The following is a 21,203-nucleotide window of genomic DNA, read 5'->3' as shown; positions in this document are numbered from 1 at the left end:
AGCGCCGGAGGCTGTCGTATACCAAAATCCAACACTGCGGCGGCGGCGCGAGCCGGGTGCGGCTTGGGTGCAGTGGCAGGCGGATCGTGAGGAGACAGTACAGCACCACGCCGCCGCCGCGCCGTTCACGCGGCGCCGGCGTACTGCAGGTAACCGCGCGCGCGCAGGGCGCAGGCCGGGCAGCTGCCGCAGCCGTAGCCCCAGGCATGCAGCGCGCCGCGCTCGCCCAGGTAGCAGGTATGGGTGTCTTCCCGGATCAGGTCGACCAGCGCCGCGCCGCCGGCGTCGTGCGCCAGTTGCCAGGTCTGCTTCTTGTCGATCCACATCAGCGGCGTTTCGAGCTTGAGGCGCGTGGCCATGCCCAGGTTCAGGGCCACCTGGAGCGCCTTCATGGTGTCGTCGCGGCAGTCCGGATAGCCCGAAAAGTCGGTCTCGCACATGCCGCCGACCAGCACATTCAGGCCACGGCGGTAGGCCACGGTGGCCGCCACGGTCATGAACAGCAGGTTGCGCCCCGGTACAAAGGTGTTCGGCAGCCCGTTGGCCTGCATTTCGATAGCCACGTTGCTGGTCATGGCGGTATCCGAAATCTTGCTGATCACGGACAGGTCGACCATGTGATCTTCGCCCAGGCGCGCATCCCAGTCGGGCTTTAACGCGCGCATCTTGCCCAGCACTGTCGGGCGCACGGTCAGCTCGATGGCGTGGCGCTGGCCGTAGTCGAAACCGATGGTTTCCACGCGCGCATAACGTTCCAAAGCCCAGGCCAGGCAGGTGGCGGAGTCTTGTCCACCGCTAAACAACACCAGTGCGGTATCAGCTTGTTGCATATTGTATTTTCCAGATCATTAGACGTTCGCCATCATTGCAGCCGATCCGGTAAGATGCCCGGAGCATTTTCCCATTGGAGCGACATGTTTCCCGCAACACCAGACAAAACAACAGCCCGGACGCCGCGTCAGCGACGAATTTTGGCACAGATCGCCGTGACCGTGTGCTTGGGGGCGCCGCCGGCATTGGCGCTGGCGCAGGAGACCGAAGCGCCGTCACAGCCAGCCGTGCAGCCAGCGCCGGCGCGCGGCATCGATTACTCGGTCAAGGTGGACGCCCCCGGCCCGCTCGACGACCTGCTCGAAGAAAACCTGGACCTGGTGCGCTGGCAGGGCAACCCGCGCCTCGACCTCGACCAGTTGCAGCGCCTGGTCAAGGCCGTGCCCGAGCAAGCCAAGACCCTGATCGCCACCGAAGGCTACTATTCGCCCAAAGTCAGCGCGGGCCTGGACACCAGCGGCGCCAAACCGGTCGCGCGCATCACGGTCGATCCGGGCCAGCCGGTACTGGTGGGCGACGTCGAACTGGTGCTCAAGGGTTTCGAGCCGGTCGGCGACGCCAAACCGTACAACGCGGACGACCTGCGCAGCCGCTGGGGCTTGCCGGTCGGGCAGCGCTTTCGCCAGGCCGACTGGGAAGGCGCCAAGCGCAACCTGCTGCGCCAGGTGATGATGGCGCGCTATCCGCGCGCCCAGCTGGTCGAATCGAGCGCCATCGTCGACCCCGACGTGCGCCGCGCCCTGCTCAAGGTGGTGCTCGACAGCGGCCCCGAAGCGCGCTTCGGCGAACTGCGGGTCGAAGGCCTGAAGCGCTATTCGCGCACCATCGTGAGCAACCTCAATCGCATCCGCCCCGGCCAGGAATACAACGAAGCGGCCCTGCAAGCCTACCAGGCGCGCCTGCAGGACACCGGCTACTTCAGCACCGTGGAAGTGAGCGCCGACATGTCGGCCGCGCTGTCGGAAGACATCGACGCCATGACCGACGACCAGAAGGACATCCCGCGCCCGCCGGTGGCCAACCCGGCGATCCTGCCGGTGCTGGTGCGCGTGACCGAAAACAAGCAAAAAAATGTCGACGTCGGTCTCGGTTATTCGACCAACACCGGCGCGCGCGCCCAGCTCAATTACGCCGACCTGGACGTGTTCGGCCTGCGCATGAAAAGCAACCTGATCATGGAGCAAAAGCGCCAGACCGCGCGCTCCGATTTTTACTTTCCGACCACCGAAAAAGGCTACAACGACAGCTTCGGCGCCGGTTTCGAGCGCACCGACCTGCGCGGCGAAGTGACCAACGTGGCCACCGTGGCCGGGCGCCGCGCCTGGGGCACGCCGCTGCTCGAACGCAGCCTGACGCTCGAGTACCTGAGCGAGCGGCGCATGGTCGAAGGCGTGGAAACGCGCCGCAGCCAGAGCGTGCCGCTCACCTTCAGCTGGACCAAGCGCGCGCTCGACAACCTGGTGCTGCCGACGCGCGGCTATGTGCTCAACGCGCAGTTCGGCGGCGCGGTGCTGCCGGTGCTGACCGATGAACGCTTTCTGCGCGCCAGCACCCGCTTCGTCCAATACCGTCCGCTCGGACCGTCGAGCAACCTGATCGTGCGCGGCGAAGCCGGCGTACTGGCCTCGCGCGACAAGGCCGGCGTGCCGTCGACCTTCCTGTTCCGCGCCGGCGGCGACCAGTCGGTGCGCGGCTACGGCTACCAGGAACTGGGCGTGCGCGAAGGCGACGCCATCGTCGGCGGGCGCTATCTGCTCACCGGCAGCGTGGAATACCAATACTGGTTCAAGCCGCCCTGGGGCGTGGCCTTCTTCTACGACGCCGGCAACGCCGCCGACAAATTCAAGGACCTGAAACCGGAATCGGGCTATGGGCTGGGCGCGCGCTGGCGCAGCCCGGTCGGCCCGATCAACGTCGATCTCGCATACGGACAAGCGCTCAAAAAAGCGCGCCTGCACTTCTCACTGGGCTTTACATTCTGATGACTACCGCCGAAACCCCTACTACCCCGCCGGTCCGCCAGCGCCGCTGGCCGCGCCGCGTCGCCGTCGGCGTGGTCGTCACCGGCGCCCTGCTGGGCGGCGCCTACTGGTACCTGGGACGCGAAACCACCCTGCAAATGCTGGTCCAGCGCGTGGCCAACGCCAGCGGCGGCAGCATCGTCGTCACCGGCGTGAACGGCTCGCTGTATGGCGCCATGCACGTCGGTAAAGTCGTCTACCGCACGCCCGAACAAGTCATCACCGCCGAAAACATCGACATCGACTGGTCGCCCTTCCAGTACCTCAGTCGCGGCGTGGCGATCAACAAGCTGCACGTGGCCACCCTGCGCATGGATACCCTGCGCGAAGGCGAACCGGCCAAGATGCCGACCAAGCTGGCCCCCCCGTTCAAGCTCGAAGTGGACGATGCGCGCCTGGCCAAAGTCATCATGACCAACGCCGCCGCGCCGGGGGCCGAAACGGTGATCACCGACGTGCGCTTCGACCTCCTGGGCGACCCGACGCAATGGGCCTTGCGCAAAGCCAGCGCCATCACCCCGTGGGGCAAGGCCATGGCCGACGCCAGCATCGGCGCCAACCATCCGTTCAAGCTGGCCGGCACCGCCAGCCTGACCCAGCTCGTGGTCCCCGCCGGCCAGCAGCCGGCGCAGATCAAGCTGGGCGTGGGCGGCGACCTGGTGACGACGCAACTCGACGCCACGGCGGTATCGGGCAAGGCCAGCGGCGACGCAAAATTCACGCTGGCGCCGTTCGATGCAATCCCGCTGCGCGCCCTGACCATCCACGGCAAGAATATCGACCCGGGCTTTTTCAATCCCGAACTGCCGAAGGCCGACCTGTCGCTGGCGATCACGGCGCGCATCGAAGCGAACCGCAACATCGCCGGCAGCGTGGCGATCGACAACGCCGGCGCGACCGGCCCGATCGACCTGCAACGGCTGCCGCTGCGCGCCATGCGCGGTGAACTCAAAGGCAACCTGTCGGCGCTGGAGATCGGCGCGGTGCTGATCGACCTGGGCGAAGCCGGCAAATTCACCGGCAGCGGCACGGTGGCGCGCACCGCGGCCGACAAGGGAATCGGCACGGCCGGCTTTGCGCTGCACACCGACGGCATCGACATCAAGCGCCTGCACAGCCGCATGAAGTCGACCAAGATCGCCGGCGACATCACCGTCGCCAACGAGGGCAGCACCCAGACCTTCACCACCAGGCTGGTGGAAGCGGGCATGCGCCTGGAAGCGAAAGCCACCCTGGCCGACAACGTGCTGACCGTGCAGCAGGCGCGCCTGGCCGCCGGCGCCAGCAGCGTGAATGTGAACGGCAGCGCCAACCTGGCCGGCAAGCGCGAATTCAAGCTCGCCGCCAGCGCCGTCAAGTTCGATCCGTCCGCCTTCGGCGACCTGCCGAAGGCCGACATCAACGCCGACATCAACGCCGCCGGTGCTTTGTCGCCGGCGTGGAAAGTGGCGGCCGATTTTGCGCTGCGGCCAAGCCGCCTGTTCGACCAGCCGCTGTCGGGCAAAGGCAAGCTCAATGCCGACGCCACCCACATCAGCGGCGTGGCCGCCACGCTCGCACTGGGCAAGAACACGGCGGAACTGGCCGGCTCGTTCGGCGCAGCGGGCGAAAAACTCACCTGGAAGGTCAACGCCACCGACCTGGCGGCCGCGCGCAGCGATTTGTACGGTGCGCTGGCGGCCAACGGCGTCGTCACCGGCACCATGGCCGCGCCGCGCACCACTTTTGAAGTCGACGCGACCGGCCTTGGCTGGGTGGCGGCGGCGCGCAAGGCCAATAACAGCCTGCTGCACGCGACCGGCGAAGCATGGTTGGACAAAGGAGCGGTCGACGTCAAGGCGGCCGGCACGGCGCAGCGCTTCAATCCGGCCGCTTTCGGCTCGCCGCTGGCGGGCAGCATCAACGGCAGTTTTGATGTCACCGGCCGCTCCGGCCCCGACTGGCGCGGCAACCTGGATCTGGCCTTGCAGCCATCGACCCTGGCCAACTCGCCCTTCTGGGGGCACGCCAAGGTGGCGGCCGACGCAAAACACGTTTCCAACGCCGACGTCGACCTGCACGTGGGGCCGAACATCGTGGCCGCCAAGGGCAGCTTCGGCGCCGCCTCCGACAAGCTTGACTGGCGCATCGACGCGCCGCAACTGGCCGCGCTCGGCCCCGACTACGGCGGCGTGCTCAAAGGTTCGGGCACTGTCTCGGGCACGATGGCCGCGCCGGCGGTGACCGCCGCGCTGGAAGGCCAGAACCTCAAGGTGCTCGGCAAGCACCAGGTCAAGACCCTGCGCGCGAGCGCCAATCTTGGCAGCGGGCGCGGGCCGGACGACCCGCTGGTGAGCGACATTGCGATTACCGAGTACGTCAGCGGCGACACCCGCATCGACAGCGCGCACCTGCAAACGAGCGGCACGCGCGGCGCCCACGTGCTGCGCCTGGACGCGCGCAGCGAAGCGTTTGACGCCGCCGGCGAAATCCGCGGCGGCTGGGCCAACAGCGCCTGGACCGGCACCGTGGCGGCGCTGCAGAACAAGGGACGCTACGCGTTCGCGCTGCAGGCGCCGGTGCCGCTGCGCATCGCGGTCGCTCCCGGCGACGGCATGGCCGGCCTGGCCAGGCCGCAGCAGATCAGCATGAGCAACGCGGTGATCAAGCTCCCCAACGGCAGCGTGAGCGTACAGTCGCTCGACAAGAACGGCCCGCACTGGACCAGCAAGGGCGCGGCGGCCGGCGTGCCGCTGACCTACCTGGCGCAATTCTCGCCCGGCATGCGCGACGCCATCAGCGGCAACCTGCTGCTCGGCGCCGACTGGGCGCTCGACATGCAGGCGCCCAATGGCGCCACGCCGGCCCTGAACGGCATGCTGCACGTGTTCCGCGAAAGCGGCGACGTGATCGCCGGCGCCGATGTACCGGTGGTGCTGGGACTGCGCACGCTCGACCTGCGCGCCGACATCACGGGCGGCGCGCTGCGCATGCAGGCCAAGGTCGACGGCACCCGCATCGGCCAGGCCGATATCGACGCCACCGCGCAAATGATTGAAGGCCGCCTGGGCAACGCCAGCCCCCTGAAAATGACGGCCAACGCCGACATGGTGTCGATCGCGTGGCTGGCGCCCTTTACCGGGCAACCGGGGCTGGAACTGGACGGCGCGCTGAAACTGGCGCTCACCGGCGGCGGCACGGTCGGCACGCCGACCCTGAACGGCAACGTCAACGGCGACAAACTGGCGCTGCGCTGGGCCGAACAGGGCGTCAAGCTCGGTAACGGCCAGTTGCGCGCCCAGCTCACCGGCGACCAGCTGCTGCTGCAGCGCCTCAGTTTCGACGGCGTGCAAGGCACGGCGGTGGCCGACGGCGCGGTGCGCTTTGCCGGCGGCGAAGCGACCATGCAGTTAAAACTGGTGGCCGACAAGCTCGAAATCTTGTCGCGCCCCGACCGCACCGTGATCGTCAGCGGCCAGAGCACCCTGATCCGCGACGCCAAGCGCTTCTCGCTGGAAGGCAAATTCAAGGCCGACCGCGCGCTGATCGAACTGGCGCCGCAGGGCCGCCCTACCCTGTCGGACGACGTGATCGTGTTGGGGCGGGCCGGCGTGGGTACGCCGGCGGTCAAGGCCGAGCCAAGCATGCCGCTGACGATGGATGTGGAAGCGGACCTGGGCGACGCCTTCCGCCTGCGCGGCATGGGCATCGACGCCGAACTGGCCGGCTCGCTGCGGGTGCGCACCACCGGCGGGCGTCCGCCGCGCGCCAACGGCTCGATCCGCGTGACCAGCGGCACGTACCGGGCGTATGGACAGAACCTCGACATCGAGCGCGGCGTGCTGACCTTCAGCGGCCCGGCCGACAATCCTGCCCTGAACATCCGCGCGGTGCGCCGCCGTCCCGAAGGCGAGCAGCTCTCCGAGACCAATGTGGAAGCGGGCGTCGAAGTGCGCGGCTCGGCCCTCTCGCCGGTGGCCAAGCTGGTGTCGACGCCGTCGGTGCCGGACAGCGAAAAACTGTCATGGCTGGTGCTGGGGCACGGGATGGAAGCGACGTCGGGCAACGAGGCGGGCCTGCTCAGCGCCGCCGCCGGCGCCCTGCTGGGCGGCTCGGGCAGCGGCGGCGGGTTCCAGTCGCGCCTGGCCAACTCGCTCGGCGTCGATGAACTGGGACTGTCGCAGGCCAAGGGGCTGGAAAGCACCGTGGTCACGGTCGGCAAGCGCATTTCGTCGCGCGCCTACCTCAGTTTCGAGCAGGGCGCGACGACCGCATCGAGCCTGGTGAAGATTCGCTACAAGCTCAATCCGCGCATCACCCTGCAGTTCCAGACCGGGACCAACACCGCGCTCGACGTGCTCTATTCGTGGGCCTTCGACTAGGCTGGTGCCAGAACTTAGTGCAGGAAAAAGGTGCTCGGCTTCGGGTCGGGCACCGGATCGTCGTCCTGCGGGTGCTTGACCGGCTGGTGATGCGGGTGGGGATTGTCGAACGGCTCGGGAGATGGTTCATCGACCGGCACAGGGTCTGGTGCGCGGTGGGCGTCGATGGTTGCTGGGTTCATGGGGCTCGCTCCTCGTTGGTGGAGCGCAGACACTATCATAAGCGTCGCGGCGGGGCCGTACGCTTGGACAGTTGCCGGGGGCCGCCACCAGCGGCCCCTGTGTTGTTTACGGCTTGGCGTTCTTGACGTATTTGTCGAGCCAGGAATTGGTCTCGTGGAGCATGTGCATGATCGACTCGCGCGCGCGGTAAGCGTGGCTTTCGTTGGGCAGCATCACCAGGCGCGCGGTGCCGCCCAGGCCCTTCATGGCCTGGAACATGCGCTCGCTCTGCATCGGAAACGTGCCCGAATTGTTATCCTGCTCGCCGTGGATCAGCAGCAGCGCATCCTTGATCTTGTCGGCGTTATTAAACGGCGACATGGCCTGGTACACCTCCCTGGCCTTCCAGAACTCGCGCTCCTCCGATTGAAAACCGAACGGCGTGAGCGTGCGGTTGTACGCCCCGCTGCGCGCCACGCCGGCCTTGAACAGGCGCGTATGCGCCAGCAGGTTGCCGGTCATGAAAGCGCCGTACGAGTGCCCGCCGATGGCGATGCGGTGGCGCTCGGCCACGCCGCGCCGCACCACTTCATTGACCGCCGCTTCGGCGTTGGCCACCAGCTGCGGCAGGTAGCTGTCGTTCGGTTCGGCGTCGCCGGCGCCGACGATCGGCATCGACGGGTTATCGAGCACCGCGTAGCCCATCGCCAGCATCGGCGCCGGTCCCCAGTAACTGATGGCGTTGAAGCGGAATGGCGAACCGGTGGTCTGGCTGGCCGCGCTGGCGCTCTTGAAGTCCTGCGGATAGGCCCACATCAGCAGCGGCAGCGGGCCATCGCGCTTGGCTTCGTAGTTCGGCGGCAGCATCAGGGTGGCGGTCAGGTCGACGCCATCTGCGCGCTTGTAGCGGATCTGCTCCTTCTGCACATCCTTTAACTGCGGGGTCGGATGCGGGAAGTTGGTCAGCGCCGTCAGTTGCGCCGCGCCGCTGCGTTTCAGGTCGCGCACATAAAAATTCGGCCGCTCGGTGGGCGACTCGCGCGTGGTCAACAGGCGCGAGCCGTCGTCGCTGAGCACCGTCACGATGCTTTCGTAATACGGCGCCTCGCTCTGGAACAGGCGTTCCTTGGCCTTGCTGGCCAGGTTGAAGCGGTCGAGGAAGGGGCGGTCGCCTTCGTTCGAGGCGCCGCTGCCGCCTAGCAGGATGGTCGAATCGGCGCCGATCACCAGGCGCGGACGGCCGGCGGCGTCCGGCATGGTGACCGGTGAGCCGGGATTGTTGTAACGGTCTTCGGCGGAGTACGAAAACAGCAGCTCGGGCGCCACCGTCTGCTGTTCCGGGCGCAGGCGCCAGATCTTGACGGCGCGCGTCTTGTACCAGCTTTCGCCGAGCAAGGCCACGTCATCATTACCCCAGACCACGCGCTCGTAGCGCGAACCGAGTTTGGCCAGCACGGCCGGTTCGCCCGCGAACGGGGCGGCGTGGGCGTAGACGATGTCGCGCACCTCGGCCGCCCTGGCCGGGTCGCCCCCATCCTGCGCTTCGGCCCAGACCAGGGTGGCCGGGGCGTCGACGCGCCAGCTGACCTTGCGCACGCCGGCCGACACGGCGTCGTTCCCGGGCGGCAGGCCTTCTTCCAGCGGCTTGTTGACCACCAGGTGCACCTGCTTGCCGGCCAGGTCGCGCACATCGACCTTGCGCGGAAAGGCCGATGCCGGCACCACGTACGAGAAGGGGCGCTGCAGCACGGACGACAGCAGCAGCTTGCCGTTCGGCGCGACCGACACGTCGGTGTACAGTTCCGGATTGCCGATCAGGCGCAGCTTGCCCGACAGGTCGACCAGCGCCAGTTGCGAGCTGGCGTAATGCTCGAACAGGCGCGCGTCTTCTTCATTTTTGAGCAGGTCCTGGTAGGTGCGCAACTGGCGCGCGCCGACGCTGACCTGGCTGTCCTGCAAAATCGGGCCGCCTGGCACGCCGGTCGCTTGCGGCGCCTTGCCGCGCCCGATCGGCTTGAAATGCACCAGCAAGCCTTTGGCGTCCGGCATCCAGGAAAATCCCGAGCCGCCCAGGTAGGACAGCGGCTGCGCGGTCAGGCGGCGCGCGATGCGGGTGTTGATATCGACCAGCCACAGTTCGACGCCGGATGCGCCATCACGGTCGGCGTAGGTGACGTGGGTAAACGCCAGGTAGCGCTGATCGGGCGACCATGCCGTATCGGCCAGGCGCAGCTGCTTGGGCAGGCCCATGATCTTGATTTCCTTCTGGGTCGCGATATCGAGCAGCTTGAGGCCCGTGCCGAAACTGAAGCGGCTCGGCGAATAGGTGCGCGGATTGATGCGCAGGCCGGCCAGCTTGAGTTCGGGCTGCGCCACTTCGGCGATGCTGGGCAGGGCCGGCGTATCGACCATCACCGCCAGGTTGCGCTGCGGGGACAGGCCCAGCGCCGGTGCGCGCGGCGCGTCGACAATGGCCTGCAATTGCGCCGGCGGCAGCTGGTACTGGGAGTGCGCATTCGGCGTGGCGGCGAGCAGGGACATGGTCAGCGGGACGATCGGGAGGCGGTGGCGCATGGAGGGGTCTCGGGTGTAGGCGATCCTCCATCTTGCGCACTCCTGGCGGGCTTGTCAATCCGCTCTTTTCCGGTATTTACGGGGCTTAGGACATGCGGGGTGGGTGAAATCAAGGCTCCGCGGCGGGCGTTTATAATGCGTGTTTCCGGACCGGATTCGCAAACCCCATGTCAATTACCACTATCGCACTGCTGGTGCTCGCCCCCTTTCTGGTGTGGCGCTTTTACCAGCGCCTCAAGGCCATGATGATGCGCCAGCGCTCGATCGTCTCGCGCCATTACACGGGGCTGGGCGTGTTCGCGGCGATGATCCTGGTGGCCGGGTCGGAGGTGATGACACGTTTGCCGCTCCTGGGCTGGCTGGCCGTGGGCACGGCGGCCGGCATCGCGTACGGAATCTGGGGGCTCAAGCTGACCAGGTTCGAAAACGACACCTGCTACTTCACGCCGAATGCGCGTCTGGGGATAGTCATTGCGATGCTGTTTTTCGCAAGGGTGATGTATATCGGGGTGGAGATTTATGCGAACCAGGGCAGCAACGTGCCGACGCCGGGATTCACCGACAGCTTCATCACGCTTCTCGCGCTGGGGCTGACGGCGGGGTATTTCGGAACCTATTCTGCGGGCTTGATCCGCTGGCGCCGGGCGTTGAAGAAGGAAATCAACGCGGCGTAACCGTCGTTCCCGCCGCTAGCTCCGTCGTTCCCGCCGCTAGCTCCGTCGTTCCCGCCGCTAGCTCCGTCGTTCCCGCCGCTAGCTCCGTCGTTCCCGCGCAGGCGGGAACCCAAGTTCTTCATTCAGCGGCAGATCTGAAAACTTGGGTTCCCGCCTGCGCGGGAACGACGTTAGGCCACCGCCGGCGTCACACGCCGCTGCAGCACGAAAATCGGCTGCGCCCATGGCATATCCTTCTTCTTCTTGCTGGTAATGAGCGTCAGCTCCGACGGGTCGTACACGTCCGTGTTGTGCGTCAGCGGCGTCGTCATCAGATACTGCGCCTCGGTGTTCTTGAGGAACTCGCCCACCAGCTGGATATTCCGGATATCGAGGTGCGCAAACGGTTCGTCGATAAACACAAACCCGCCCGACCCATCTTCGGATTTGAGCAAACCAATCAGCAACACCAGCGACTTCATCACCTGCTGTCCGCCCGACGCTTCGCCGTCGTTCATCCCGATCTGGTCCTTGCCGTCGAACTTGAAGCGTACGTGCAGGCCAGCCTGCGACAACTGCACGTCTTCGTTCTCCAGCTTGACCGGGTCGGCATGCACTTCGATCCCCGCCAGTTCCCCCAGCTCCTTGATGTTCTTGCTGTAGGTCTTGATGGTGTAGCGCAGCCGCTCGATGTACGCGCCACGCGCATTCGCGGTCGCGTCGATCGCGCGGTTGTTCTGGTAGCGCCGTTCGTCGGTCTCGGTCTGGCGGCCCTGCAACTGCTCGTTCAGGCGGTGATGCTGGTCGATGACCGTGGCGTCCAACTCCCAGTCGTCGCGCGCCAGGCTGTGTTCGAGCGAGGACACGCGCAGGTCGACCTGGTGCGCATTCTGGTGTTCGGCCACCAGCGCCGCGCGCCGCGCCAGTCGGCGCCAGCCTTGCGGTAGATGGCGCCAGGCGCGCCGCAAGTCCAGCAGCGCGCGCGCATGGTCGGCGCGCTGTTCGATCTGGCGCTTGTGACCGAGCCGCAGGCCGGCTTCGGCCTCCGACAGGGTCATGCGCGCGTTCTGCCATACCGTGTCGGCGCGCGTGCGCGCCACCGTGGCCGCTTTGGTCAGCGCCTGCAATTCGCCCAGGCGCGTGCCCACGTCCATGCGTTCGGCCTTGAGCGGCACGGTGCTGCGCAGCGCTTCGTCGAATTCCGCCTGGCGCGCGGCCAGTTCCTTGGCTGCGTCGACACCGGCGATGCGGGCCTTGAGCGCGCCCACTTCCGAGGCGAGTTTACTGACGGTGATGGTGAGCGCGTCTTCCTGCGCTTCCAGTGCCGGCAGCGACTTTTGCAGCGCTTCCATACGCTGGCCGCGGCCGGCTGTGCCGAAGCGGTAGCGCGATACTTCCACGAACAGCGAACGTCCGCCGCGCCGTTCGCGGTGATACGCGTCCGGCGTGATCCACTCGGCGTCGCGGTGCAGCTTGAAGCCCTTTTCCACCGAATCGACACGCTCGATGCGCGCCAGCTGGTCGATCAGCCATTGCGGAGCGGCGGCCGAAAAACGCACCACCGACAGCAGGCTGTCGTCTTTCGTCACGGGCGCCTTGATGCACTCGGGGACGATGAAGTGGCGATAGCGCTCCTTCTCGGCCAGCCGGTAGGCGGCCGCCGCATCCTTGGGACGTTCGAGCAGCACCACTGAGGCATACCCGCCCAGCACACCTTCGACCGCGCCCTGCCATTTGGGGTCGGTCACTTCGACGATATCGGACAGCATCGCGTGCGGGATGCCGTCGTCGCGCAAGGCGCGGCGCATGGCGCGCACGGCGTCCGGCTCGGGCATGGCGGTCTTGCCCTGCAAGGCCGAGATGGTCGACTTTTCGGTCAGGATGCGGCTGGCCAGCGCATCGCGCGCCAGGCGCTGGCGCGTCAGTTCGGCTTCTTTCTGGTCCAGCTGGGCCGCTACTTCGGCGATGTCGGCCCCGGAATCGGCAGCCAGCTTTTGCAGGCGCTCCTTCTGTTCGAGCAGGCTGTCGAGCGGTTTGAGTTTGGCGTTCACTTGCGTGAGGCGGCTGCCCAGGGCGGTCGCTTCCTGCTCCAGCAAGGTCTCCTGCTGCTGCGCGTCCGACAGCGCTTTTGCCTGCGCGGCGACCGCGTTGCGCTTTTCGATCAGCTGCGTGTCGGCTTGCGCCATCGGTTTGCGGGCTTCGCGCAGCGCGCGGCTGGCGTTGCCCGCCTTTTCGCGCGCTTCGTGGTATTCGAGGCTCGGCAGCACTTCTTCCAGCAAGTTGCGGCGTTCCTTGTGCAGGTCTTCCCACTGGTGGTAATTGGCCACGCGCAGGCGCAGGCCTTCCAGGTTGGTGCGCGAGGCTTCCAACTCGGTTTCGAAGCGTTTCAGTTCCGTTTCGGTGTCGCGCTGATGGCGCTTGGCTTCGTCGTAGGCGTCCAGCACTTCCTTGTCGCCGAAGACCTGGAACACCAGGTCGAGCAACTGGCGCGGCGCGTATTCGCACAGCTTGTCGGTTTCGCCCTGCTCCAGCGCCAGCACCTTGGCCATGGCCGGCGACAGGCCGGCGTTGTGCAGGCGCTTGCGGTAGTTCTCCACGCCCAGCCAGTCGGTGGCGTCGCTCACTTCCTCGATCTGGATATTCCCCGGACGCATAAGGTACTGGCGCTTCCAGTCGCCGCCGTTCTTTTCGATCTTGCAGAACAGGGTGACTTCATCGTCGCTGAAAAAACCGGAGCTGCGGAACGGCCGGTTCGACAACTGGCGCCCCACCGCCTTGTTGTCGACCACGGAGCGAATCCACGCGGTCTGCTGGCCGGAGTGGCGCGCGTAGTGCTTGTAGGTGCGGCCCATCGAGCAATCGAGGCCGAACAGGGTGCGCAGCGCGTCGAGCAAGGTGGTCTTGCCGGAGCCGTTCTGGCCGGCGATGGTGATGATCTTGGCGTCGAGCGGGATGTTCTTGATCCGTTGCCAGTAATCCCAGTGGACCAGTTCGAGCGATTTAATGTGGAACATGGGCTAGCCTCAGGTTGGGGTATCGGCGGCGGGATCACTATCGGCCGCCGGCTCGATAGGGATGGCCGAGACGGCGTCGGTGACCTTGTCGGCTACGGCGTCGGCTACCGCGTCGGCGTCGTTGGCCGCCTCGCTCATGACCGGCTTGGGCACGGCCACCACCGGCGCGCGCTTGAAGACGTCGGCCAGGGCGCCGTTGATGATGCGTTCCTTGAGCACGTCGGTATCCATCAGCAGGTCGAGCAGCGCGCCTTCGAGGATCACGTCGCCGCGCCGTTCGATGAAGCCCATGCGCGAGAGCGCGCCCAGGTTCATGTCCATGCGCGTCTTTTTACCGAGCTTGTCGCCGAAGTCCGACAGCAGCGCGGTGTACGAAATGCCGATCGAGGTGTCTTCCGCGCGCGGCAGCGGCTTGTCCTTGTCGAACAGGTCGTTCTGGTCGTCGGCGGCGTTCTGGTGGGTCTCCTGGCGTTCGCGCTTGGGCAGGATGATCTGCGCCCACAGCACCACCAGCAGCGCCACGCCATCGCGCGTGAGGCCGAAGTTATTGTTTTGCCAGATGTCCTTGGCGCCGAATATCTTCGGTTCCACCGCCCGGTGCAGCGCCAGGGTTACATGGTCGGCATACACGTTGTCGAGCAACTTCAGGCCCGATTCGAGCAGGCGTTTGTCGACTTCGGCGCGGAACAGTTCATCGGACAGCACGCGCTTGACCAGGCGGTCGTCGCGGCGCAGGGTCTGATGCGTCAGCAGGCGCGCAATCAGGATTTGGGAGTCGTCATTTATCATCGGCCGGGCCGCTTTCCAGATCAAGTGAGAGGGTGGCGATCGACATCGCGAATACGTGCGGGTCGTTCAGCTGCACCATCTCGTCGGTGGGCGTGAAGGTGATCGGCAGGCGCGCCAGTTGCGCCGTGGCGCCCTGCAGGCTCGCTTCGGCGGCGTCGCCCAGGAGCGGCAGCATGGAGGCGCGGTACGAAGCCACCGCAAAGCTGGCCGGCAGCAGCGAATCCTGGATCGGCACCGTTTTCGGGCCGTGCTCCGAGAAGCTGGGGAAGTTACCGAGGTTGGCAAAGTCGGCCAGGCGCGCCAGCCAGTCATCGAGTTCGGCCTGGATCGCCGGGCCGTCGTTAATCGTCAGCGGCGCATCCTCGCCTTGCGGCAGGCCGGCCGGGCCTGTAGCGGGGCCGCGTTCGGCCAGCAGTTCGGTTTCGGCCACGTCGATCATTTCGGCCGGGGTGACGAACAGCGGCATCAGCGGGCGGTCGATCGCGCCATGCGCCAGGCTCGATAAGTCGTCGTGCGCCAGCAGCCAGCGCTTGACGTCCGTGGTCGACAGGCCGGACTGGCCCAAATGCACGCGCTGGCGCTCGATCTGATTGAGCGCGCGCGAGAACATGCCCTGCATGTTCAGCAGCGCGCTCTGGGCGCGGCCGATCGCTTGCGCGGCCTTGTGGGTGGCCGAATCGGCGCGTTCGTCGCTGGTGATCGCGCGCAGGATCTCGGAGCCCTTCTCGACCCAGTCGCAGGCCATGTGCCACTTCGCTTGCGAGGTGCGCAGGCGAAATTCAGAACCGGAGGCGATCGCATCGCGAAACTCCTCGGTCAGTTCGACCAGGCGCCCCAGCAGGTGCTTGAGCTGTTCCACGGTGACGCCGCCCACGGCCTGGGCGCCGGCCACTTGCGAGAGCAAAAAGCCCATCTCGGCGTCGTCGTCGGCCTGGCCCATCGACAGCAGGGTATCGAGCGAGGAGAGCACATTGCGCGCCATCGGCGTGACGCGGTACACGGCGGCCTGGGCGTCCCAGGCCAGCAGGCTGTGCGAACGCAGACGGGTGAGCACCGTTTCCAGGCTTTCGGGAATCAGGTAGGCCAGCTTCTGGTTGATGTCGGCTCGCGAAAAAGCGGTGGTGCTGGTATCGGCCGCCAGTTCGCGCAGTACCAGCAGGCGGATCAACACGCCGTCGGCGCCGCCGTGGAACAGTGCGGTGAACGCTTGCAGGGTCGGTTGCGCCCGCTTCAAATGAAAGACTTGCTCGATCTCGTCAGCCGAGATGCCGGCGTGAAAGTGCGCCTGCAGAGAGTCGTGGTCGTCTTGCCCTAAAGTCAGTGGTTCTGCAGCCACGCCTGCCGTTGTTTCCATCATCGTGTTCCGGTACCAGTTTCTTGCTTGCGGCTAAGGTCTGCCGTTGGGGGCGTCAGTATATCAGTTAAGCCAAGGCAATCTGTCCAAATGTGCCAACCCTGCTTGCAATCTTGTTTCATAATTGCAAGATGTATTGAAACTAAAGTAATATCACATCATTAAGAGGAGAGATGCGTGAATCACGAAGAGTTGCAAAGGATTACAGCCTTGCCCGATTATTTGCCGTCTCCGCAGGTGGAAAAGGAACTCGCCTCCCTGCTGCGCTCGTTCCGGCATGGGATGCCGGACGCGCAGGAAAAGCTGTTGATGATGGAAGCATTGGCGCAACTTGCAGACAGGCAATGGCAAACCTTTGAAATCCTGCCGCATGCGGCCAGGAAGCGCCTGAGCGCGTTTGCGATCGGGGTCTGGGAGCGGCGCTCGCTGGCGTCGACCGCGCTACTGATCAGCATTATCCGCACCCTGGGGCTGGCCGATGCGTTGGCGTTCGCCACCTCGCTCGATCCCCAGACGCTCGACACCATCATCGCCGCCGAACTGCGCGAGGCGCTCGCCGAATTCGGCGACACAGTAGGCAATCCGTACACACAGATCAAACAACGCTAACCCCACCTCCGGTGTCAGGTCTGACATTCGGACACGAGCACGGCTGTAGCAGGCAACTAAATCCCCGGCGCCCCCGGTGTCAGGTCTGACATTCGGACACGAGCCGAGCGGGCAAACAGCGGCAAGGCCAGCGCCGCGCACACCGCCCCGACCAGCCACACGCCAGCCCATCCGGCCAGCGCATTGATGTGCGGAATCGCCGACGCGGTCGCAAAACACACCACGAACACGCTGGTATTGGCCATCCCCAAGGCCATACCCGCCCTGTGCGCGCCCGCCAGGGTGACCAGCTCGGCATAGGCGACGCCATGCCATGCCGACACGCACACGCCGCTGACGGCCAGCGCCACCAGCATGGCGGCCAGCACCAGCGGCCCGTCCGCCAGGGTGCGCGCGAGCAAGCAGGATGCCACTCCCAGGATCACAAAGCAGAGCACGCTGATCCAGGCGGCGGCGCGCAGGAACCGCGCGCGGTTGCCGTGGCGGTCGGTCCAGCGCCCGCTCCAGACGCGCATGGCCATCGCGCCGCATTGCAGGCCGACCAGCGCGCTGGTGGTGGCTTTCAGCCCGGCATGCAGCACGTCATGCAAAAACACCGTGCCGAAGGTGAGGATGCCGAATTGCGGCGCGCACAGGATGCCGATGGCGGCCACCATTGCCCACAGCCGGCCCCGGTCCGACGGCGGCGCAGCCTCGGCGGCGGCAACGGCGGCCGCGCCGCTGGCGCCGGCTTGCGGATCGCGCAGCCAGGTCCAGGTGAGCAACAGGCTGATGGCGCAGCACGCCGACAACAAGCCGTAGACCGCCGCAAAGCCGGCCTCGCGCGCCAGGGTCGGCAGGATCAGCGCGCCGACCGCCCCGCCCAGCGGCACCGCCGTCTGGCGGATGCTCATCGCCATGCCGCGCTCGGCACTGCTGAACCAGACCATCACCGCGCGCCCGCTCGATCCGTTGACGCTGCCGCCCAGCATGCCGACGACCAGCAGTCCCGCGCCGACCAGCCCCAGCCCTGGCACGGACTGCCCGCCCGGGACGCCCCACAACGCCATCGACAGCAGCGCCAGCGCGGTCGCGCCCAGTCCGGTGAGCAAGACCTTGCGGTCGCCCCAGCGGTCGGTCAGCACGCCCCACGGAAATTCGCTGCAGGCGATGCCCAGGCCCATCGCGCCCAGCGCCAGGCCGAGCGCGGCGTCGCTGAAGCCGTACGCCGAGCGCATCATGACCGCGGCGGCGGGAATGCCGGCAAACGCGGCGGCAAAACTGGCGTTGGCGGCAACGCCCACGCTCAATACTTTCCAACGGTGACGATCGGGTGCGGCGGTGGTGGCGATGGCGGACAATCTGGGCTCCTGATGAAGTGGGAGGCTCGATTGTCGGCCGGCACGACTGTTTTGAATATCAGATAATATGACGGCAATCGTGCCATAAAACAGGACAATCAATGCGACTGGTGAATTTTGATCTGGATATTCTGCGCACCTTCGCCACCGGAATCGACCTCGGCAGTTACGCGAAGGCGGCCGCGCAGCTGGGGCGCTCCACCTCGGCCGTCAGCGCCCAATTGAAGAAACTGGAAGACCAGGCGGGCGCCGTGCTGTTTCGCAAGGCGGGACGCGGCCTGGCGCTGACCGACGCTGGCGCGACCCTGCTGGCCTATGCGCGCCGCATGCTGGAGGTCAACGATGAAGCCGCGCTGGCCCTGCGCAGCGCCAGCCTGGCAGGCGAAGTGCGGCTCGGCTTGCAGGAAGATGTGGGCGAAGCCTTGCTTGCGCGTGTACTGGGACAATTTATCCGCAGCCATCCCAACGCGCGCATCGAGGTGTGCGTGGCGCGCAGCGCCGAGTTGCAGCGGCGCGTGGCGGCCGGCCAGCTCGACCTGGCGATTACCTGGGAGGCCGGCGCGGACGGGCTGGCCGGCGAACGCCTCGCCACCCTGCCCCTGCACTGGATCGGGCCGGCCGGGTTCGATCCGCTGCTTGCCGGGGGAGAGGGACCGCTGCCGCTGGTGCTGCTGGAGGCGCCGTGCGCGCTGCGCGACATCGCCACCGATGCCATGGACCGGGCCGGCATCCGCTGGCGCTGTGCCTTGTCCAGCGCCAGCCTGTCCGCGCTGTGGGCGGGGTCGGCTGCGGGGCTGGGGATGACCATCCGCACGCGCATTGGGTTGCCGTCGAACCTGGCGCCGGTCGATCCGGTGGCGGCGAAGCTGCCGGCATTGCCAGGCATCAGCTTGACGATGCACCGTCTGGCGGTGGACGAGAATGCTTTAAGCACGCTGCTGGCCGACCTTTTACGCAACGCCATCCATCAACTGGCCGATGCCGGCAGTTCAATTCCAGGAGAATAAGCTGATGAACGAGGACGAACATGAGCGTATTTGCTCACTTCCTGATTACCTGCCCGCCTCTGCGGTCGAGGAAGAATTAATGCGATCGATGGCGTCGGAAGGACGTGCTCCGCTAGATGAAGCAGCATCCGAACGCATCCTGGATGCCCTGTTTGAACTACTGATGAGGCAGTACCACACGTGGCAGCCCCTGCCTTATGAACGACGCAGCCAGCTTGCTGCGTTTGCGTTCAGGCGCTGGCATCGCGGTACTGAGGAAGCGACGGATAGATTGTGGAGCGTACTAGACATGCTGGGCTTCGAAGAAGCGTCTCAGGAATTGTCATCGCTCGACCAGGCGACTATCCGCGCGGATATGTTCGAGGATATGCCGTTCGATCCCTACGCGGACATGCGCTAAGCGCTAAGGGCTGTCAGACCTGGCACCGGTAAAAGGCGGTGCGCGAGCTGGCCGAGCCAACCCGCCAGCACCTGCGCACGGCCTAGTCCGGGCCTGCGGGCGTGCCTGCCGGGCCTGGCAACGGCTATTTTTTGTTGATCTTGTCGACAGTCTGTTCGATGAACTCGCCCTCTTCATCGCTGTAGCGCAATTGCACCGGATACCAGTCGTGCCCCGGCGCCAGCCACAGGTCGACGGTCTGGTCCTTGTCGCCCGGCGGCGGGGCCTTGGACAGATGAACGGCCTCGACTTCACCGAGCCCGGTCGCAATCTTCTCGCGCTTGATTACCTTGAACGACCACGGCTGCGCATCCTTGCGTCCCGCCACGAACAGGCGCCATTCCGACCCCGGCGTAAACTTCTCCGGCTGGGCGCGCGCCAGCGCGGCCAGTTGCCACTGCGCGCTGCTGCGGTCCTGCTCGCCGCCGAGCAGGGGGAAGGTATCTTTGCCGGCGCTGAAACTCAAGGTCTTGGCGCCCCGGTCGAAGGTGGCCGTGGTCGCTTCCTTGCGGAAACGCTTTTCGACAAACTGCGCCGGCGCGATGCCGTAGGTATCGACCGTGCCTTCGCTGCGGCTCTCGAGGATCTTGCCCAGCATTTGCGCGCGGGTTTCGTTGACCAGGCTGTACTTGCCGTCGCCCGCGCGCCAGGCCACCTGGGCCTCGCCGGCCAGGGCCAGCCCTTTCTGGCGCGCCTTGAGCGTGTAATGCAGGTCGGCCGACGGCGCCAGGTTGAAGGGGCGCAGCACAGCTTCATGTTCGGCCGCGAAAATACCGGCGCAGGCGCTGGCCAGCACGGCGCCGCCCAACAGGTGTGTAAATAATGGTCGCATATCAGTTTCCTAAATCAGTGATGAGAATCTTGTGGATCGTCTGGGTCGTGACCGAACCGTTCGATTCCGTATTGCGGATCTGCACCGGATACCAGTTGTGCGCTGGCGCCAGCCAGATATCCAGGCGCGAGTTGTAAGCCCCCGGACGCGGCGGACGGGCGACGTGCCAGGTCGCCATGTGCCCCATCGGGGTGTTGATGTCTTCTTGCCCGACCAGCACGAAAGCGAACGGGTTGGCGTCCTTTTCTTCGCCGACGAACAGTTCGACGCCGCTGGCCAGCTGGGCGCTGTCGGCCCGTCCGATGGCGGCCAGCTGCATCAGGAAGCTCCCCTTGTCCTGGGCTCCGGGCACCATCGGATAGCTGCGCTCGGAGGCGGAAAAGGTGATCTTGCCGTCCGGCCCGCCGAAATGGGTGGCGGTCTGGGTCTTGCCGCGCCGCTTTTCGGTGGCGCTGCGCGGCACGATGCCACCTGGCCCGACCGTGCCTTCGCTGCTCAACAGCACCAGGTTGACGCGCGCCACCAGCACGCTCACGCTCGCTTCCATCGACAGCTTGTAGGCCCCGGCGGCGTGCTTCCACGAGATGGTCGACAGCCCGGACCAGGTGCCGCCGTCGCGGTCGGTGCGGGCCACGTCGAAGTTCAGGTCGGCCGATGGCGGCAGGCTGACCTTGAGCGCCGGCTTGACCGGTTCGGGCGGCACGGCCTCGGCCGCCGGCGGCTCGGGCGCCGTGGCGGGGGCCGTAGCGGAGGCAGTAACGGGGACCTGGTCCACGGCGGGCGCCACTTCGGCGCCCGCCTGCATGGGCGCCGGCGCGGCATCGACGGCCTCGCCCGCGCCGTCGGCCGGGCTGGCTTCGGCGTCGGCCGTGGCATCGGGCGGCGGGGCGGCGGGCGGCGGCACGGCTTTCGCAGGCGGACGCGGTCGCGCTGGCGGCGGCTTCGGTTGCGGCGGCGCTGGCGGCGGTGGTGCAAGCGGCGCGTGCAGCACGGCGACGATGGTCACCGGTTCAGGCGCGGGCGCGTCGAATGGCGCCAGTCCGATGCGCGCACCGACAAAGTCGATCGCCAGGACATGCAACAGGACTGTCGCCGTGCCGATCACCAGGGCGCGGCGCCGTCGGGATAGGAAGGATGCGATCGTCATGGCCACAGTTTAACGTGTCTCGCGCTTTTGCCGCTGACACCGCTCAGCGCGCGCGCTTTGCTCCTCGCAC

The 21,203-nt window shown here is 66.4% G+C and carries 15 protein-coding genes and 1 pseudogene; 6 read left to right on the top strand and 10 right to left on the bottom strand.

Going from position 1 to position 21,203, the window contains the following annotated elements:
- Positions 1 to 125: 125 nt before the first annotated feature.
- Positions 126 to 830 carry a 7-cyano-7-deazaguanine synthase QueC gene (queC, locus tag F0185_RS09725; RefSeq protein ID WP_167223815.1) on the bottom strand — a complete coding sequence of 235 codons (705 nt, stop codon included), beginning with the start codon at positions 828 to 830 and terminating at the stop codon, positions 126 to 128.
- 84 nt (positions 831 to 914) lie between these two features.
- On the opposite strand from queC, the gene F0185_RS09720 reads away from it, so the two are divergent.
- Both F0185_RS09720 and F0185_RS09715 read left to right on the top strand, forming a co-directional pair.
- The gene (locus F0185_RS09720; RefSeq protein ID WP_167223813.1) at positions 915 to 2,813 is read left to right on the top strand and encodes an autotransporter assembly complex protein TamA; all 1,899 of its coding nucleotides are present in this window, start codon (positions 915 to 917) and stop codon (positions 2,811 to 2,813) included.
- Positions 2,813 to 7,213 (top strand): translocation/assembly module TamB domain-containing protein, encoded by a 4,401-nt coding sequence (locus F0185_RS09715; protein ID WP_167223811.1) that lies wholly within the window; start codon positions 2,813 to 2,815, stop codon positions 7,211 to 7,213. Before F0185_RS09720 ends, F0185_RS09715 begins: the two co-directional genes overlap by 1 nt.
- Positions 7,214 to 7,227: 14 nt before the next feature.
- Here F0185_RS09715 and F0185_RS09710 read toward each other — a convergent pair whose 3' ends face one another.
- The gene (locus F0185_RS09710; RefSeq protein WP_166890286.1) at positions 7,228 to 7,395 is read right to left on the bottom strand and encodes a hypothetical protein; all 168 of its coding nucleotides are present in this window, start codon (positions 7,393 to 7,395) and stop codon (positions 7,228 to 7,230) included.
- Between the two features lie 106 nt (positions 7,396 to 7,501).
- Positions 7,502 to 9,949: a S9 family peptidase gene (locus F0185_RS09705; protein ID WP_167223809.1), complete on the bottom strand. Its 2,448-nt coding sequence runs from the start codon at positions 9,947 to 9,949 to the stop codon at positions 7,502 to 7,504.
- Positions 9,950 to 10,116: 167 nt separating this feature from the next.
- On the opposite strand from F0185_RS09705, the gene F0185_RS09700 reads away from it, so the two are divergent.
- Positions 10,117 to 10,623, top strand: a complete 507-nt coding sequence (locus F0185_RS09700; RefSeq protein WP_167223807.1) for a CcdC protein domain-containing protein — start codon at positions 10,117 to 10,119, stop codon at positions 10,621 to 10,623.
- Here F0185_RS09700 and F0185_RS35430 read toward each other — a convergent pair.
- From F0185_RS35430 to F0185_RS09680, 4 genes and pseudogenes are all read right to left on the bottom strand, one after another.
- Positions 10,610 to 10,699: pseudogene (locus F0185_RS35430) on the bottom strand (hypothetical protein); the annotation flags it as partial. The gene F0185_RS09700 and the pseudogene F0185_RS35430 sit on opposite strands and share 14 nt — an antisense overlap.
- Positions 10,700 to 10,793: 94 nt before the next feature.
- Positions 10,794 to 13,616, bottom strand: coding sequence for an ATP-binding protein (locus F0185_RS09690; RefSeq protein ID WP_167223805.1), 2,823 nt, complete (start codon positions 13,614 to 13,616; stop codon positions 10,794 to 10,796).
- Between the two features lie 9 nt (positions 13,617 to 13,625).
- Positions 13,626 to 14,402: a hypothetical protein gene (locus F0185_RS09685; RefSeq protein ID WP_370663998.1), complete on the bottom strand. Its 777-nt coding sequence runs from the start codon at positions 14,400 to 14,402 to the stop codon at positions 13,626 to 13,628.
- Complete coding sequence (locus F0185_RS09680; RefSeq protein ID WP_167223804.1) at positions 14,395 to 15,762, bottom strand: hypothetical protein; 1,368 nt, start codon at positions 15,760 to 15,762, stop codon at positions 14,395 to 14,397. Before F0185_RS09680 ends, F0185_RS09685 begins: the two co-directional genes overlap by 8 nt.
- Positions 15,763 to 15,936: 174 nt before the next feature.
- On the opposite strand from F0185_RS09680, the gene F0185_RS09675 reads away from it, so the two are divergent.
- Positions 15,937 to 16,368, top strand: a complete 432-nt coding sequence (locus F0185_RS09675) for a hypothetical protein (protein WP_167223803.1) — start codon at positions 15,937 to 15,939, stop codon at positions 16,366 to 16,368.
- Between the two features lie 56 nt (positions 16,369 to 16,424).
- On the opposite strand, the gene F0185_RS09670 is transcribed toward F0185_RS09675, so the two are convergent.
- Positions 16,425 to 17,708 carry an MFS transporter gene (locus tag F0185_RS09670; protein WP_167223802.1) on the bottom strand — a complete coding sequence of 428 codons (1,284 nt, stop codon included), beginning with the start codon at positions 17,706 to 17,708 and terminating at the stop codon, positions 16,425 to 16,427.
- Between the two features lie 101 nt (positions 17,709 to 17,809).
- Between F0185_RS09670 and F0185_RS09665 the strand changes: the two genes are divergently transcribed.
- Together F0185_RS09665 and F0185_RS09660 are read left to right on the top strand one after the other, a co-directional pair.
- The gene (locus F0185_RS09665; RefSeq protein ID WP_167223801.1) at positions 17,810 to 18,715 is read left to right on the top strand and encodes a LysR substrate-binding domain-containing protein; all 906 of its coding nucleotides are present in this window, start codon (positions 17,810 to 17,812) and stop codon (positions 18,713 to 18,715) included.
- A gap of 4 nt (positions 18,716 to 18,719) precedes the next feature.
- Positions 18,720 to 19,115 carry a hypothetical protein gene (locus F0185_RS09660; protein ID WP_167223800.1) on the top strand — a complete coding sequence of 132 codons (396 nt, stop codon included), beginning with the start codon at positions 18,720 to 18,722 and terminating at the stop codon, positions 19,113 to 19,115.
- 124 nt (positions 19,116 to 19,239) lie between these two features.
- Here F0185_RS09660 and F0185_RS09655 read toward each other — a convergent pair whose 3' ends face one another.
- Positions 19,240 to 19,986 (bottom strand): DUF3108 domain-containing protein, encoded by a 747-nt coding sequence (locus tag F0185_RS09655; protein WP_167223799.1) that lies wholly within the window; start codon positions 19,984 to 19,986, stop codon positions 19,240 to 19,242.
- 1 nt (position 19,987) lies between these two features.
- The gene (locus F0185_RS09650; RefSeq protein ID WP_167223798.1) at positions 19,988 to 21,133 is read right to left on the bottom strand and encodes a DUF3108 domain-containing protein; all 1,146 of its coding nucleotides are present in this window, start codon (positions 21,131 to 21,133) and stop codon (positions 19,988 to 19,990) included.
- Between the last annotated feature and the right edge of the window lie 70 nt (positions 21,134 to 21,203).

This window comes from Massilia rubra (assembly GCF_011682065.1).
In the GTDB taxonomy this organism is placed as follows: Bacteria; Pseudomonadota; Gammaproteobacteria; order Burkholderiales; family Burkholderiaceae_D; genus Telluria_A; species Telluria_A rubra.
The sequence above is the reverse complement of the archived record's forward strand: the minus strand, read 5'-3'. Positions and strand labels throughout refer to the sequence as shown.